At 46.2% G+C, this 15,262-nt stretch carries 13 protein-coding genes; 9 read left to right on the top strand and 4 right to left on the bottom strand.

Going from position 1 to position 15,262, the window contains the following annotated elements; genetic code table 11:
• Nucleotides 1-124: 124 nt before the first annotated feature.
• From ACE5KN_RS09840 to gdhA, 3 genes are all read left to right on the top strand, one after another.
• Complete coding sequence (locus tag ACE5KN_RS09840) at nt 125-1,915, top strand: BlaR1 family beta-lactam sensor/signal transducer (RefSeq protein WP_375525306.1); 1,791 nt, start codon at nt 125-127, stop codon at nt 1,913-1,915.
• 5 nt (nt 1,916-1,920) lie between these two features.
• A complete protein-coding gene (gene blaI / locus ACE5KN_RS09835) occupies nt 1,921-2,310 on the top strand; it encodes a penicillinase repressor BlaI (protein ID WP_375525429.1) in 390 nt (129 codons plus the stop codon).
• 331 nt (nt 2,311-2,641) lie between these two features.
• Nucleotides 2,642-4,021: an NADP-specific glutamate dehydrogenase gene (gdhA, locus tag ACE5KN_RS09830; protein ID WP_375525307.1), complete on the top strand. Its 1,380-nt coding sequence runs from the start codon at nt 2,642-2,644 to the stop codon at nt 4,019-4,021.
• A gap of 198 nt (nt 4,022-4,219) precedes the next feature.
• On the opposite strand, the gene ACE5KN_RS09825 is transcribed toward gdhA, so the two are convergent.
• Nucleotides 4,220-4,858 (bottom strand): TetR/AcrR family transcriptional regulator, encoded by a 639-nt coding sequence (locus ACE5KN_RS09825; protein ID WP_375525308.1) that lies wholly within the window; start codon nt 4,856-4,858, stop codon nt 4,220-4,222.
• Between the two features lie 188 nt (nt 4,859-5,046).
• Between ACE5KN_RS09825 and ACE5KN_RS09820 the strand changes: the two genes are divergently transcribed.
• The gene (locus ACE5KN_RS09820; protein ID WP_375525309.1) at nt 5,047-5,943 is read left to right on the top strand and encodes an SDR family oxidoreductase; all 897 of its coding nucleotides are present in this window, start codon (nt 5,047-5,049) and stop codon (nt 5,941-5,943) included.
• 116 nt (nt 5,944-6,059) lie between these two features.
• Here the strand turns inward: ACE5KN_RS09820 and ACE5KN_RS09815 are convergent, their stop codons facing one another.
• Both ACE5KN_RS09815 and ACE5KN_RS09810 read right to left on the bottom strand, forming a co-directional pair.
• Entirely contained in the window at nt 6,060-7,271 is a 1,212-nt protein-coding gene (locus ACE5KN_RS09815) for a glycosyltransferase family 4 protein (RefSeq protein WP_375525310.1), read from the bottom strand.
• 399 nt (nt 7,272-7,670) lie between these two features.
• Nucleotides 7,671-8,054, bottom strand: coding sequence for a MerR family transcriptional regulator (locus tag ACE5KN_RS09810; RefSeq protein WP_375525311.1), 384 nt, complete (start codon nt 8,052-8,054; stop codon nt 7,671-7,673).
• 228 nt (nt 8,055-8,282) lie between these two features.
• Between ACE5KN_RS09810 and ACE5KN_RS09805 the strand changes: the two genes are divergently transcribed.
• Nucleotides 8,283-9,323: an NAD(P)-dependent alcohol dehydrogenase gene (locus ACE5KN_RS09805; protein ID WP_375525312.1), complete on the top strand. Its 1,041-nt coding sequence runs from the start codon at nt 8,283-8,285 to the stop codon at nt 9,321-9,323.
• Nucleotides 9,324-9,432: 109 nt separating this feature from the next.
• Nucleotides 9,433-10,434, top strand: a complete 1,002-nt coding sequence (locus ACE5KN_RS09800; protein ID WP_375525313.1) for an ROK family protein — start codon at nt 9,433-9,435, stop codon at nt 10,432-10,434.
• A 112-nt stretch (nt 10,435-10,546) separates the two neighbouring features.
• On the opposite strand, the gene ACE5KN_RS09795 is transcribed toward ACE5KN_RS09800, so the two are convergent.
• Nucleotides 10,547-11,380: a helix-turn-helix transcriptional regulator gene (locus tag ACE5KN_RS09795; RefSeq protein WP_375525314.1), complete on the bottom strand. Its 834-nt coding sequence runs from the start codon at nt 11,378-11,380 to the stop codon at nt 10,547-10,549.
• 118 nt (nt 11,381-11,498) lie between these two features.
• Between ACE5KN_RS09795 and ACE5KN_RS09790 the strand changes: the two genes are divergently transcribed.
• From ACE5KN_RS09790 to ACE5KN_RS09780, 3 genes are all read left to right on the top strand, one after another.
• Complete coding sequence (locus ACE5KN_RS09790) at nt 11,499-12,344, top strand: NAD-dependent epimerase/dehydratase family protein (protein ID WP_375525315.1); 846 nt, start codon at nt 11,499-11,501, stop codon at nt 12,342-12,344.
• A 192-nt stretch (nt 12,345-12,536) separates the two neighbouring features.
• Nucleotides 12,537-13,772 carry an MFS transporter gene (locus ACE5KN_RS09785; protein WP_375525316.1) on the top strand — a complete coding sequence of 412 codons (1,236 nt, stop codon included), beginning with the start codon at nt 12,537-12,539 and terminating at the stop codon, nt 13,770-13,772.
• Between the two features lie 102 nt (nt 13,773-13,874).
• Nucleotides 13,875-15,233 carry an MATE family efflux transporter gene (locus ACE5KN_RS09780; RefSeq protein WP_375525317.1) on the top strand — a complete coding sequence of 453 codons (1,359 nt, stop codon included), beginning with the start codon at nt 13,875-13,877 and terminating at the stop codon, nt 15,231-15,233.
• Nucleotides 15,234-15,262 lie beyond the last annotated feature (29 nt).

Below are 15,262 nucleotides of genomic sequence, written 5' to 3'. Positions count from 1 at the left end.
ACCAAACCTAAGTTGGCATTGAAATTTGACACTAATAGATTACAAATGTAGTATTGAAAACAGATTACATACGTAGTCATTCTTCAGAAGAGGTTGTACAAGATGGAAGGAGGGGAGGAGCAGCATGTTTTTTTCCCTGTTGGTTACAAGCTTCATCGTTTCTTCTATTTCCGCCGCCGGAATTATGCTGATCAAAACCGTCTTCCGCAAGCTGCTGACTGTGAAGTGGCACTATAAAATATGGTTTGTACTGCTCGCTGCATTAACGGTTCCTCTACTACCGGTTCATTTTTTCCATTTCGGAACGTATTTTTCCGGCCTGGATGGCATTTTGCCCAATGGAACAGGTGTTGCTGTTAACGATTCGGGAGATCTGGTGACCGCGAATACAAATTGGCTGCAGGACTTTACGGTTTCAGTAAATCGGACCGCTCCGCCGTTTCTTCAGACCATAACAGCCGGAATTTGGACAGCCGGGATGCTCGTTTTTGCTATAGTGACCATGCGCACCTGGCTTAAAATCAAAGACTTGAAGACCGGTTCCCAGCGGGTAACAAATCAAGAGGTTTTAGAATTGTTCGAGCAGTGCAAGGGGCAGCTGGGCATCGATAAAAACTTGGTTGTTCTGGAATCACCGTTGGTCAAATCGCCGATGATGGCCGGTTTGTTCAAGCCGTATTTTGTGTTTCCGGCCGGATTTTCGGACTGGCTTTCTTTAGTTGAAATCAAATATATTTTCCTGCATGAATTGAGTCATTTGAAAAGCAAGGATAATATCACGAATTATGCGATCGTGGCATTTCAAATAATCTACTGGTTCAACCCTTTTGTTTGGATCGCATTTGGAAGAATGAGACTGGATAGGGAAATCGCCTGCGATATCGCCGTGCTGCAATTACTGGATGACCGCTGCCATATTGAATATGGCCATACGATTATCAATTTTGCGGACAGAGCGTTACGGCCCGCGAATTACTCCCTTGCAAGTCAGCTTGTCAGTCCAGCCAGCCAGCTCAAAAAACGCATCGAAACGATTGCGAGCTTTCGTCCTGAATCAAAAGGGCTAAAGTTCAAGAGCATTACTGTAGTCCTGCTTGCAGTCGCCCTGGTTGCAAGTCAGCTTCCGGTCGTTTCAGCGCTGGCCCGCGACGGCGATCAACGTTATTCCTTTAACGAAGAGCGTACCGTCTATGAGGATCTTGGCGATTATTTCTCCGGTTATGACGGAGCCTTTGTATTATACGATATGCATGCGGATCAATATCACATCTACAATGAACGGAAAAGCACATGGAGGGTGCCGCCTGCTTCCACTTACAAAATTTACAGCGCTTTGATCGGTCTGGAGTCAGGCGTTATTTCGAACAAAAATTCCACGATCGCTTGGAACGGCCAAAGGTATCCATATAAGGAGTGGAACAAGGATCAAAATTTGTTTACAGCGATGAAGAGCTCGGTCAACTGGTATTTCCAGTCGATGGAGAGCAAGCTTGACCACAGCGTCTTACAGGCATATGTGAAACAAATTCATTACGGGAACGCAGATATTTCCAGCGGGCCGGGTACGTACTGGCTGGAGTCTTCTTCGTTAAAAATATCGCCGGTTGAACAGGTGCAATTGCTGAAGGCAATGTATACGAATCAAATCGGATTCGGGGAAGAACATATTCAGACCGTGAAGAATGCAATCAAGCTGGAAGAAGAGGGGGACGCGGTTCTTTACGGCAAAACAGGTACAGGCGCTGTAAATCATAAAAATACGAACGGCTGGTTTATCGGTTTTGTAGAGAACCATGGGAACACCTACTTCTTTGCAGCGAATATCCAAAATGCGGATCGCTCAAACGGAAGTACGGCGGCGGATATTACATTAAAGATTTTGCAGGATAAGGGTATTTATGGAGATGGGAAGTGATGGAGATGTCTCACCAGGTGCCGCGAATATCGGAAGCGGAATGGGAAGTTATGAACGTGCTGTGGGAAAAAGCTCCGCGAACGGCAAGCGAGGTGATTCACGCTTTACAGGAAAAGACGGATTGGAAGCCAAAAACAATTCGCACTCTGTTGGATCGGCTGGTCAAAAAAGAGGTGGTTGGCGTCAACCAGAGTTATAAGGTGTATGCCTTCATTCCGCTGTACACGCAAAACGAATGTCAAATCGCCGAGGCGAAGTCTTTTCTCAATCGAATTTATGGCGGGACAATGAAATCGATGCTCGTTCAGTTTTTCGAGGAGCAGTCGATAACAGAGGAGGAGATGAACGAGCTGCGCACCATTTTGCAAGAGAAAGCCAGGAATCACCAGCCTTAGAAGATAGCGTAGGCCCGCTAAGTCTCCTTAAACAAGTCGCATTTTTTGCGGCTTGTTTATTTTTTAAGTCTATATCCGCGACCCGATCGTTATCAGCCGCCCAGTGATATTACGAATCTGAAACAGTTCCCGGCCAAGCTCGTTCGAGTCATTGCGAGGTACTCCAATAAATAAGTTTTATCACCCTGAAAAAATAAAAACTTAACATCCATTGTAAATAATAGTTGCCAATTCGTTGGCATTTCAATTAATATGTTGAACTAAATAGTGGTGCATGGTTTGGATTGAGTATGGAATTTTTACAATTTGATGACGAAGGTGGATGAAGATCGTGGCCCATAGTTCAACGCTGCAGCAAGCAGAAGTGACAGCAAACAAGTATATCCAGAATGTATATGAAGCTGTAGTTAAACGAAATCCTCACGAAAATGAGTTTCACCAGGCGGTTAAAGAGATTCTTGAATCGCTGGTTCCTGTTATTGCCAAGCATCCGAAGTACATGCAGCATGGTATTTTGGAAAGAATCGTTGAGCCGGAAAGAGTGATCACCTTCCGGGTACCTTGGGTAAATGATCAGGGCGATGTGCAAGTAAACCGGGGTTTCCGCGTGCAGTTTAACAGCGTTCTCGGACCCTACAAAGGCGGGTTGAGATTCCATCCTTCCGTAAACGCAAGTATTATCAAGTTCCTCGGATTTGAACAGATCTTCAAGAATGCGCTTACAGGTCAGCCGATCGGCGGGGGGAAAGGCGGCTCCGATTTTGATCCGAAAGGTAAATCAGACGGGGAAATTATGCGGTTTACCCAGAGCTTCATGACGGAACTGTACAAATATATCGGCCCTGATACCGACGTGCCTGCAGGCGACATCGGTGTAGGAGCCCGGGAGATCGGTTATATGTTTGGTCAATATAAACGAATTCGCGGCGGCAATGAAGCCGGTGTTCTGACGGGCAAGGGAATCGGTTACGGCGGCAGCCTTGGCCGTACGGAGGCTACCGGTTATGGTACGGTTTATTTTGTAAACGAAATGCTGAAATCCAAAGGTTTGCATTTTGAGGGAAGTACGGTTGTCGTCTCCGGTTCCGGCAATGTTGCCATTTATGCCATGCAGAAAGCCACGCAGCTGGGCGCTAAAGTGCTGGCATGCAGTGATTCGAACGGTTATGTCTATGATCCGGACGGGATCAAATTCGAAACGGTCAAACATTTGAAAGAAGTGGAAAGAACACGGATCAGTGAATATGTGCAGGAGCATCCGGGTGCTGTTTATGTGGAAGGCTGTGAAAAAATCTGGTCCATTCCGTGTGATATCGCACTCCCGTGTGCCACACAAAATGAAATTGATGAGCAGACAGCTAACATATTGGTTGCGAACGGTGTCAAGGCTATCGGAGAAGGGGCCAATATGCCTTCCACTCTTGAGGCCATTGAGGTATTCCACAAAGCGAATGTGCTGTTTGGGCCCGCCAAAGCCGCAAATGCGGGAGGGGTCGCTGTTTCCGCCCTTGAAATGGCGCAAAACAGCATGAGATACTCCTGGACCTTTGAAGAAGTGGATGCGAAGCTCCATGAGATTATGAAAAACATTTACACATCGTCCGTTAATGCAGCGGCTGAGTATGGCCATCCCGGCAATCTGGTCGTTGGGGCGAACATTGCCGGCTTCACAAAAGTGGCGGATGCCATGATTGCACAGGGCGTTATCTGATTCATTCAGATTTCGAACACATTTTACATTTGCTCAAAAGAATGATGGGTCAGCCAAGCTTAATTGGCTGACCCATCTTGTGTTTATGATTATAGAGTTTATAAGTTTTCAGCGGAGCTGAACAACTCTATAATCTCAAGAAAAACCTCCGCTAAGTGCGGTCTGTCTTCCTTGAATGTACGTCGATAGACGTTTTTCTTACAGGATCGTTTGCAGAATTTTGACGATCTCTTTTTCAACAACGGAATCGTCCACAGTATCCAGATATTCCGGTTTAAGCAATTGATACTGTTTCATTTTGTAATAATCAAAAATGGCCTGCTTCAAGGTAACATCATATTGAATAGAAAATGCCGGCTCCATGATGCGCCGCAGCACAGCGTCATCCTGCACCATAGACAATACGGCATTCATTCTGTTGAAAATGTTCTGATCCATCCCCGCTTCAAAAAAAGCCTGTAAATTTGTGTTTCTGTTCTGCTGCGCAGCAGCAAGCTTCTCAAAAAGAGGAGGATAAAATTCCTTGAGGTCCTGCAGGAATATGTCAGATAGATAGATCACACATATCAGCGATTGCAGAAACGTTTTTTGAAACCGTTCGATATAAGAAAGGGAATCATCTTTCACCACATCATCAACCTCTGCCAGGAAGTTAATGGAATAATCTACAAGCTTCTGGATGATTTCATCTTTGGATGAAAAATGCTTATAGAGTGTCACTTTGCTAATGTCCATATATTTTGCGATTTCATCTATTTTAAGTTGACTAAACCTGATTGTTCTTATAACGGGTTTAATTTTCTGCAGATACTTTTCTTCGCTTACGGGTTTTCTCACCGATTGAAGCCTCCTTCAAAACTCATTATTCCTATTATATCGAAAATTGCTGATAACTGAAACCAAATTAACATAAAAAAAATAATTAACTATTTTATATAATATAGTTTACTTAGTTAACTTTTCGTACTATAATCTGTCCTGTAGCAAGTATCCTATACCGGAAAATCAAAGGAGGAATTATAAGTATGCGTATTTTCGTAACAGGAGCGACAGGTTTCGTCGGAACCGCCGTTGTCCGCGAACTGCTCGGGGCAGGGCATCAGGTGGTCGGGCTTGCCCGTTCAGACTCATCCGCTGAGGCTTTAACAGCAGCCGGCGCGGAGGTACACCGTGGCAGCCTTGACGACCTCGACAGCCTTCGCAGCGGTGCGGCCGCAGCGGACGGCGTTATTCATCTGGCGTTTAAGCATGACTTCTCAGATTTCGCCAACGGGCTCAAAGCCGATTTACGTGCAGTGGAGGCAATGGGAGATGTACTCGAGGGCACTGGCAAACCGTTCGTTAACACCTCGGGTACATTGATGCTCGCTTTGACGCTCCCAGGGCAGCTCGGAACGGAAGAAGTCCTGATCAGCTCCGATATACCTCGGGGCGCATCGGAGAACACGGTTATTGCGCTGGCTGAACGCGGAGTGCGGTCATCGGTTGTCCGTCTCTCTCCATCCGTGCACGGCGTAGGAGATCAGGGCTTCGTGCCGACCCTCATTAACATCGCCCGCACCAAGGGGGTTTCAGCCTATGTGGGCGACGGCTCCAACCGCTGGCCGGCTGTGCATCGTCTCGATGCGGCTCGTCTCTTCCGGCTGGCGGTGGAATCCGCGCCTGCAGGATCACGGCTGCACGGGGTCGGCGACGAGGGTGTGCCATTCCGCGATATTGCAGAAGTCATCGGCCGCCACCTGAACGTACCGGTGGTCAGCATTTCCCCCGAGGAAGCGGAAGCCCATTTCAGCTTCCTTGGCTCCTTCGTGCCAGCCGATAACCCGGCGTCAAGCGCACGGACCCAGGAGCTTTTGGGCTGGCGTCCAGAGCATCCAGCACTGATCGCGGACCTTGAACAGGGCCACTATTTCAGCAAATAAACAACAATTAAAAAAGCTGACCAGTCGGTCAGCTTTTCTACATCACTTTGATCATCAGACTGCCTTATCAATTTTACAGTTGAAATATTCGGAGATACTTGGTCACTGCTTATCTTTTATCTTTTTGTCCTCCGTTTTGCCGTCAGCTTCCATCTTACCGATCTTATCCGTCTGGCTGTCATACTTAATTTGTCCGATAACTTCCGTTTTGTCCTTAGCTTCCGGCTTACCGGAACTTTTCGATTGACTTTCATACTTCGCTTTGCCGATAACTTTCGCTTGGACACCACATTTCGTTTTGCTGTTATTTTTCGTTTTGCTGTCAATCTCCGTTTTGCTGTCACATTTCGTCCGGCCATCACTTCATGGTATATTTTCAAATACTCATCCGTCATTTTCTTGTTCGTAAACCGGTTGACTACATACTTCCGAAGGGCGGAAGGTGCCGGGTAGTCTGGGCGTTTAATCTTTTGAATCATTTCATCCACCGAATTGCATATCAATTGAGGAAAACCGGACAATACTTCAGATACAGCCCCTTTTTTCAAGGCAAGCACGGGTGTACCACATGCCAGCGCCTCGACCATGACGAAGCCGAAAGGCTCTTCCCACAAAATTGGAAACAGAAGACACTGGGCATGCTTCAACAGTTTCTGTTTTTCTTTTCCGTTCACTGCCCCGACAAAGCGTATTTTCGGGTTCCTCGCTATACGGGGTTCAACCTCTTTTTTAAAAAAAGAGGGGGCTTTTATCGGACCGGCTATTATTAAACGTTTTCCCGTCTTTTCGGCAATATCAAGGGCCTGCAATATGCCTTTATTACGGATGATCCGTCCTAAAAACAGCAGATAATCGTGTTTTTCGGCACTATATTCGTACTCGTCAGGGTTGATGCCGTTGTAAACGCAGTATCCGCGATTGTTTCCCATAAGCTGCCGCGCTCTCTTGCTCACATAAACAGGATGTTCAACCTGCTGTTTGACGGGGAGGTGAATAGTACATACGGTAGGCACGCTCGGTTTTCTCAGCCCAAGCGATGAGCGGAAGGAATGGTCATGAATGACGTCAACGTCTCTGGGAAGGCGATTCAAAACAAAATCGGCAAGCCCCTCATGTGTCAGATTTGCAGGATAGGTGATGAGCTTGGCTCTGCTTCTGCTGCCAGGCGGAGCAAACAGCGTAATATCATGGCCGCGCCGCACCAGCTCCTCGGTCAATTCATAAACAGCCTTTTCTGTCCCTCCTTTATGGGAGGGAAGCGGCTGCGCACTCGGAGATATGACCTGAACAATTTTTAACCGCCTTTTCGAGTCCGGATTAGAGGTCATTAAGACCGCCCCTTTCCGATGGGGCATAAATTTGAAAATAGAATTTCTTTGGGATTCATGAAGGCAACACGCTCCTATTGGTCGTTGGGAAGCATTTTTTCCCGGATTACCATTCATCTCTTGGTCTTAAAATATATGAATGGTTCGATTAAAATGTTATTACTGGAAGGAGGCGGAGCTTCTGAAGAGGGTCGCCGGGAACATTCGCCCTACAGGAGGTACTGTTCGGTCTGGAGCATGGCGATGATGCCGCGTTCCGCAGCGGGCTGACGAGTGTAAATAATGGTAACACTTAAGCGTTCCAAGCTTATAAAAATCCCAATTTCTCAGCATATATTGAGAGATTGGGATTTTTCGTTTACATCATGCAAAAAGGGCTTGCACATACGGGGCATTTCATCAAATTTTAATTGTTATATTGTTTATTTGCGCCTCAAGAATATCGTATAATGCTAATTTATAATTGATTTTATCCATATTATAGTAGAGTTCTTTGATTTTCTTCTCAATATCTTTTTTGTGGTTAAGCATCATCATTTTACGTTCAGAAATTGTTTGGTTTCCCTCTTTATACAAAGATACATACTCCTGAATTTGGGCAATGGGCATTCCTGTTGCCCGAAGTGCGGTAATAAAATCAATCCAGCTTAGATCTTCTTGGTCATATAGACGTTTTCCATTTTCATCACGCTTTACATGAGGAAGCAATTGTTCACTTTCATAGTACCGAAGTGTGGAGGCAGATATTCCTGTTATCTCAGTGACTTCTTTAATGCTTAGCATGTTTTTCTCTCCCCGCTTTCATTAAAGTAAACTTTAACATAGTTCCAAACAATATTGACAATAAAGAACGTAGGGAACAATGCTCATATTCGCGGTTAACCGATATAGAGCCGAAGCCTATTTAATTATACTTGATTTATCTTAGAAAAAAACACCCTTGACTTCAAGTTCACTTTAACATTTATGCTGTAAAGGCAAGCAAATTTCAAGCAAGGGAGTAGAGATAACATGTGTAAAACACGCGTACTTAGCGCCCCAGGCGTAAAGATGCCCTTCGAAAAGACCACGATGGAAAGGAGAGCATTGCGGCCAGACGACGTATTAATCGATATTAAGTTTAGCGGAATTTGCCATTCAGATATTCACAGCGTAAACGGTGAATGGGGGGAGGGGATTTTCCCGATGGTTCCCGGTCATGAAATCGCCGGAGTGGTGGCAGCAGTAGGCCCTGAAGTTACGAAATTTACAGTTGGTGATCGCGTTGGTGTGGGCTGCTTTGTTGACTCTTGCGGAGAATGCGAATATTGCCTTAAGGGTGAGGAACAGTATTGTACAAAAGGCGTAGTGCAGACCTATAATTCACTGGACTACGATGGTAATCCAACCTACGGCGGGTACAGCCAAAAAATTGTGGTTACGGAAAGGTTTGTAGTCCGAATTCCAGACGCTCTGAAACTGGACGCAGCAAGTCCGCTGTTGTGTGCAGGGATCACCACGTATTCTCCCTTGAAGCACTGGAATGCCGGTCCCGGTAAAAAAGTAGCCATTTTGGGCGTTGGAGGGCTGGGCCACCTGGCAATTCAATATGCGCATGCCCTTGGAGCTGAAGTAACGGTCCTGAGCCGCTCCATGAATAAGAAGGATGAAGCACTGAGCCTGGGCGCAGATCATTACTTTGCAACCAGCGATCCGGAAACATTCAAAACGCTCGCCAGCCGCTTTGATCTTATTCTAAACACCGTGTCTGCCAATCTTGACGTTGATGCCTACTTATCGCTCCTTCGCATAGACGGTACCCTTGTCAATGTCGGCGCACCAGGCACACCTGATCAGTATAATGTGTTTTCCTTGCTAACGGGCCGCCGCAGCATCGCCGGGTCCCTTGTAGGCGGGATTCGCGAAACTCAAGAAATGCTCGATTTCTCGGCGGAGCACGGCATCGCCCCTAAAATCGAGGTCATCCATGCCGACCAGATAGATGAAGCCTATGAGCGGGTGCTCCGCAGTGATGTGCGTTACCGCTTCGTTATTGATGCATCCACGCTGTAAATCATAAGTCATTTCATTTTGCACTTTCGCGACTGAAAGATAGGTCAGCCAAGCCTGATTGGTTGATCTATCTTTCGGTCATGTTATAGTATTGCATTAGAGGTGGACCATGAAAAGAGCAAATGCTACTCTAATGAAAGAAATCAATTTAAACAATGTGCGCCAGGTGATGAAACGAGTCGAAACAGCAACCAAACCACAGCTGGCCAAACTGACCAATCTGAGTGTAGTTACAGTCAATTCCCTTGTGAAGGAGCTCCATGATCTTGGAGAGCTATTTGAAGATGAGATCGTTCCATCGAACGGGGGAAGACCCGCGCTTACCTATCGTTATAATTATGACTTCAGTCTCGCGCTCGTCATTTATATCAAGGAGAAACAAGAACAGGAGCTTGTTTCCGTAACAGTCGTGAATTTGGAAGATCATATTTTGGTAAAAGAAGAATACTTAATGCCGGTTTTTAACCGGCAGCACTTCTATGAAATTATCGGTCATTTCCTCACACTGTATCCTTCCATTAAAGTGATTGGCATAGGCATTCCCGGGCAGGCAGTCAATGGAGAAATAACCGTGACCAGTCATCGGGAGCTTACGGGTGTTCGTATGATTGAGGAAATTGAATCCCGATTTGGATTGCCTGTGATGGTGGAGAATGACGTGAATGCTGCGGTTATTGGATATTGTGCACAGCAGGAAATGGATGACGGACAAATAGTGCTTGGCATCTATTTCCCCACAAAATACCCGCCCGGGATGGGGATTTATCTGGATGGAAAAATAGTCAAAGGCAAAAACGGCATGGCCGGTGAAATCAAGTTTCTCCCCATGGATCTGGATTGGAATGGCGGGATGGACAAGGCAACGTTTGCGGGTACGGTATGTCAAATCATTCAAACCGTCAATGCCGTTCTCGCGCCGGACAAAATAGTGATCTATCAGGACACAGTGGAGGCAGATACCTGGAATCCCGCATGGGATTCTTATCAGATTCGGCAGCCCATGCCGTCCTATCCTGATGTGATTTTGCAGCAGACATTTCAGCAGGATTTTGAAGCAGGCATGCGCTGGCTGACACTCAAAGAATTGGAGCCGGCTCTGTCCCATTTCTGAACCACGTGGACCCCGACCTGATTCGTCATGGGACAGGGTTCCCACAGGGTCCACTTTGAATGGGCCATGTAACACGGTCTGGATGACAAGTCGAGCAGGTCATAAGTGACTATCAATGCTCTCCAATGCTTATTAAACTTTGCAAACGCGCAGCCGTATCCGTTGAAGCAGTATAAATCATGATCTTCAGATCAGGGTTGGTTGGCGGTTGCAAGGTTACATGTTCAAACTCCATCACTCCGATACGAGGATCGTACCGCTGTTTATGGCGATCTGTTACGACTTGAACGTGATGCAGCGGCCATATCTCGCGAAACAGCCGGCTGTTCTGCATAAATTCCTCAATAAGCTCCTTAAATCTCATATCATTAGGGAAGTGCGCATAATCCGCACGAAACTGTGCAATTAAAATTTGTACTCTGGCTTCCCAATCCTGTATGTCTGATCCTGGCCCGGCGCCTGTCAAAAGATGTCTCATCCAATTGAGCCTCTGCTGCATATGAGTTGAAAATGACGGTAATCGGAAAACTAGCTCAGCTGCTTTGTTCCAAAGCAGTATATCCCAATACCTCCCAATCACAAATGCCGGATGAGGTTCAAGAGCTCTAATTGTCCGTTCCAAGCCTGCATTTAATTGCTGATCTTCTGCTTTCTCCTGTTGAGACGGTCTTGCAAGATGATGGAGATGGTGACGTTCATCTTCAGTCAATCGCAGCGCTTTGGCTATGTTGTTCAGTACATCCTCCGACGGATTGACACTTCTGCCTTGTTCCAAAGAGGTGTACCATGATGTTCCAATATGGGCAAGCTGGGCTACTTCTTCCCTTCGCAGCCCCGGGGTCCGCCGTCGTCCATAAGATACTAATCCTACATCTTCCGGAGAAAGACGTTCTCGACACAAACGCAAAAATTCACCTAATGAACCTCTGGAAGAAATCTCTTCCACTTATAATTCCTCCTTATCCTGACACTCCCAATCCTACGATAAACGCAGGAGGGAAGCTGTTTGCACATTCTATTATACTTCCCGTATAACATCAATAAAACTTGGGAGGACTGAAAGAATGAACGTTTTTGTAACAGGAGCGACAGGTAAAGTAGGAAGCCGTTTTGTTCCGCGTATGTTACAGCGTGGTCATCACGTTAAACTGTTAGTGAGGGACACTGCAAAAGCGGATTGGCTTCACCAGCAAGGGGCTGAAGTTTTAGAAGGCGATCTTTTGCAGCCGGACAATTATGTTGGTGCTCTCCGGGGCACTGATGCTGTGATTCATTTGGCAGCACAGTTCCGAGGGGTAGACGAGCATACCACCAAAATCTCAAACTTCGATGGCAGCATAGCCCTGGCACACGCTGCGTTACAGACGGATGTTCCGAGGTTTGTTTTTTCCAGCACCAATAATGTATACGGTGCGGGGGATCATTCGAGACCAAACCGTGAAGATGACGAGCTGAGGCCTGCCTATCATCCTTATCCTCAATCGAAAGCCGATGCCGAAGAGGCGCTGCTGCAGCTTCATCGTGAACAGGGATTGGGAGTACGCATCGTCCGGCTTCCATTTGTTTATGGCGAACGGGATCCTCACATCACGGAAAGTCTGCCGTTTTTTCGTAATTGGAATCCGGCCAAACGAATCCATATGGCACACCATGCGGATGTAAGTCAGGCTCTGATGCTTGCAGCTGCCGCACCAGGTATTGACGGCCGAATCTACAATGTTGCCGACGATGCGCCGATCTCCGTTGCGGAGCTGCTTCAACTTCATAATAGCGAAATTTCGCCAGATGCGCTGCAGCAGGATTTTCATCCATGGGACCAGGTTGTCGATACAACACGGATCAGAGAAGAATTAAATTATCGACCGATTTATCCGTCGTTCTATTCGGCAAGAGATGCAGGTGCAATTTGACCGTCAATAAACGGTCTTTTACAAAAAGTTCACCAAAACGGAACCCTTTGATTCGATTCAAGGGGTTTCGTTTTGCCATTCTGTTGATTGACTTCTTGACAAAGATAGAAAATGCTGCATACTTAATAAATATACTTTATAAAATAGATTTACAAAGTTGCGCTTTTAACACTTCGACGTAGGAGGACATGTATGAATCAAGCGTTAAACAGTCATCAAACTTATTTATGGCGTATCGCTATTTATTTCTTTTTTGCACTGCCCGGATATTCCATGGCATCCTGGGTATCGCGTACGCCAACGATTCGGGATGCGCTGGGAGCTTCAACGTCACAAATGGGCTGGATTATTTTTGGATTGGCCCTGGGTTCTATTATCGGTCTCTTGAGTGCCAGTCATCTTATTGCACATAAAGGCGGACGTTTTGTTATGGCTGCCGGGCTGGCAGTCAGTACGATTGGACTTGTCATTGTAGGTATTGGCGGCTCATGGCTGATTAACGGTATCACGGTATTTTGGGGATTGGCAGTCTTCGGCTTCGGGAACGGGATATGTGATGTGGCCATGAACGTGGAAGGGACGGCAGTTGAGAAAGCTGTCCAAAAATCGCTCCTGACCGGCTATCATGCCGCGTTCAGCGTGGGTACGCTGCTTGGCGCCGTCGCAGGATCGGCTGCGATTAAAGCTGGTATACCGGTAACTGTCCATATGGGGCTTGTCGTGGCTGTTATCTTGTTATCGGTGATATTTTTAGTGCGGCTCGTGCCCGCGGGCACCGGGAAAGAAACTGGCCAGGATTCGAATGATCCGCCAATGAGTGCCAGAGAACGCATGGCCGTATGGAAAGAGCCGCGTACGGTTCTGATTGGCATCATTGTGCTTGGCATGGCTTTTGCGGAAGGCTCTGCAAACGACTGGCTTCCGCTTGTCATGGTGGACGGATACAAGGTTACGCCAGCCATGGGTTCATTCGCTTTTGGCTTATTTGTGGCCGCCATGACGATTGGCCGCGCAGCAGGCGGTATGCTGCTTGACCAGTTCGGCAGAGTTGTCATTCTGCGGGGATCCGCGCTTTTTGCTATAGCTGGACTGCTCATTGTTATATTCGGGCAGAGTTACGCTTTTGCAACGGTTGGGATTGTGCTTTGGGGACTTGGCGCAGCCTTCGGCTTTCCAGTGGGGCTGTCCGCGGCTGGAGATGACCCGCGCGGAGTAGCAGCAAGGGTAGGCGCAGTATCAACAGCCGGCTACCTCGCATTCCTTGTCGGACCGCCTTTTTTGGGAGTTATCGGCGAATCGGTCGGCCTGCTTCGTGCCTTAATTGTTGTGCTTATCGCTGTAACCATCGCTGGTTTGCTGGCTCCAGCGGCAAAGCCTATCGGGCTTGGAAAAGAAAATAATGAAACGAAACTTCCTCATAATTTATAAAAACAAAGAAAGCGAATATCAATAAAGCAGGGGGAAGGTGATAAGGATGACACAGCGCGATCGAGCCTCCTCTCCCAAAACATAGGGTAAAGGAGTACAACCATGAAGCTTTTGGTTGAAGAAAAAAGTTTTTATAAAGCCTTCTTCAGTCTGACTTTGATCATCGGCCTCCAAAACATCATTACAATAGGAGTCAATCTTTCGGATAACCTGATCCTTGGTGGATATAGCGAGACCGCTCTCTCGGCAGCAGCGCTTGCCAATCAGGTTCAATTTATCGCAACATTTCTGATCATAGGCTGCTCGCAAAGCGTCATTATTTTGGCATCACGCCTCTGGGGCGCCAAAGAGATACATTCAATTCGAAAAGTCGCGGGCACCGGTATGGCAGTATCTCTTTTGATCAGTTGTCTCATGTGGTTTGTGGCCATGTTTTACTCTTCAGGGCTTATATCAGCACTAACTACAGATGAGGTTATTATCCAAGAAGGGGCTGCGTTTTTAAGGATCATTTCATGTTCATATGTTTTTTTCGCCATCAGCAATATTTTATTGGCTACGCTGCGCAGTATGGAAATTGTAAAAATTGGTCTAATGGTTTCCCTCTGTACTCTGGTTATTAATGTCACTCTTAATTATTTATTGGTTTATGGGTATTTGGGGTTGCCTGAATTGGGGCAAAACGGGTCGGCCATAGCAACATTTATTTCACGTATTATCGAAAGTATCATCGTCATTACCTATATGTTAAAAGCCAAACTAACTTTGCGACTTCAGATAACAGATTTTTTGAAGCTGGATATGTCGATTCTGAAACCGTATGTAAAAATTGCTTTTCCCATCTTATTGTCCAGTCTGTCATGGGCTGGGGCCATGGCTGTGCAAACTGGAATTCTGGGTCATATGGGGACTGCAGCCATTGCAGCAAATAGTGTAGCAGCGACGATCTTCCAGTTTGTTACGGTGATAACCTATGCTTCTGCAAGCGCTTCAGCGGTAATTATGGGGAAAACAGTAGGCGAGGGCAGTTTGGAAAAAGTTAAGGCTTATAGCAAAACGCTTCAGGTACTATATATTTTGATTGGTGTAGGCAGCGCTATCGTATTATTTATTACAAAAGATTACTTCCTTATTTTGTATTCCATTTCTGATGAGGCAAAAAATCTTGCGGTAGCGTTTATGACCATACTATCCATAACCGTGATCGGAACGTCTTATCAAATGCCGGCATTATCGGGGATTATTCAAAGCGGCGGAGATACAACATTTGTGATGTATAATGATTTTATTTTTATGTGGCTATTCATATTGCCGTTATCTTTAATAGCAGCATTCGTATTTGATTTTTCACCCGTCATCATCTTTATCATTCTTAAGAGTGATCAGATCCTGAAATGCTTTGTAGCGATCGTTAAAGTAAATCGATTCAAATGGATAAAAACAATCGAGCATCAGAGCTGAGATATATCATACAGTAAACTTCGATTTGA

It is taken from the genome of Paenibacillus terreus (assembly GCF_042138595.1).
Lineage (GTDB): Bacteria > Bacillota > Bacilli > Paenibacillales > Paenibacillaceae > Paenibacillus > Paenibacillus terreus.
The sequence above is the reverse complement of the archived record's forward strand: the minus strand, read 5'-3'. Positions and strand labels throughout refer to the sequence as shown.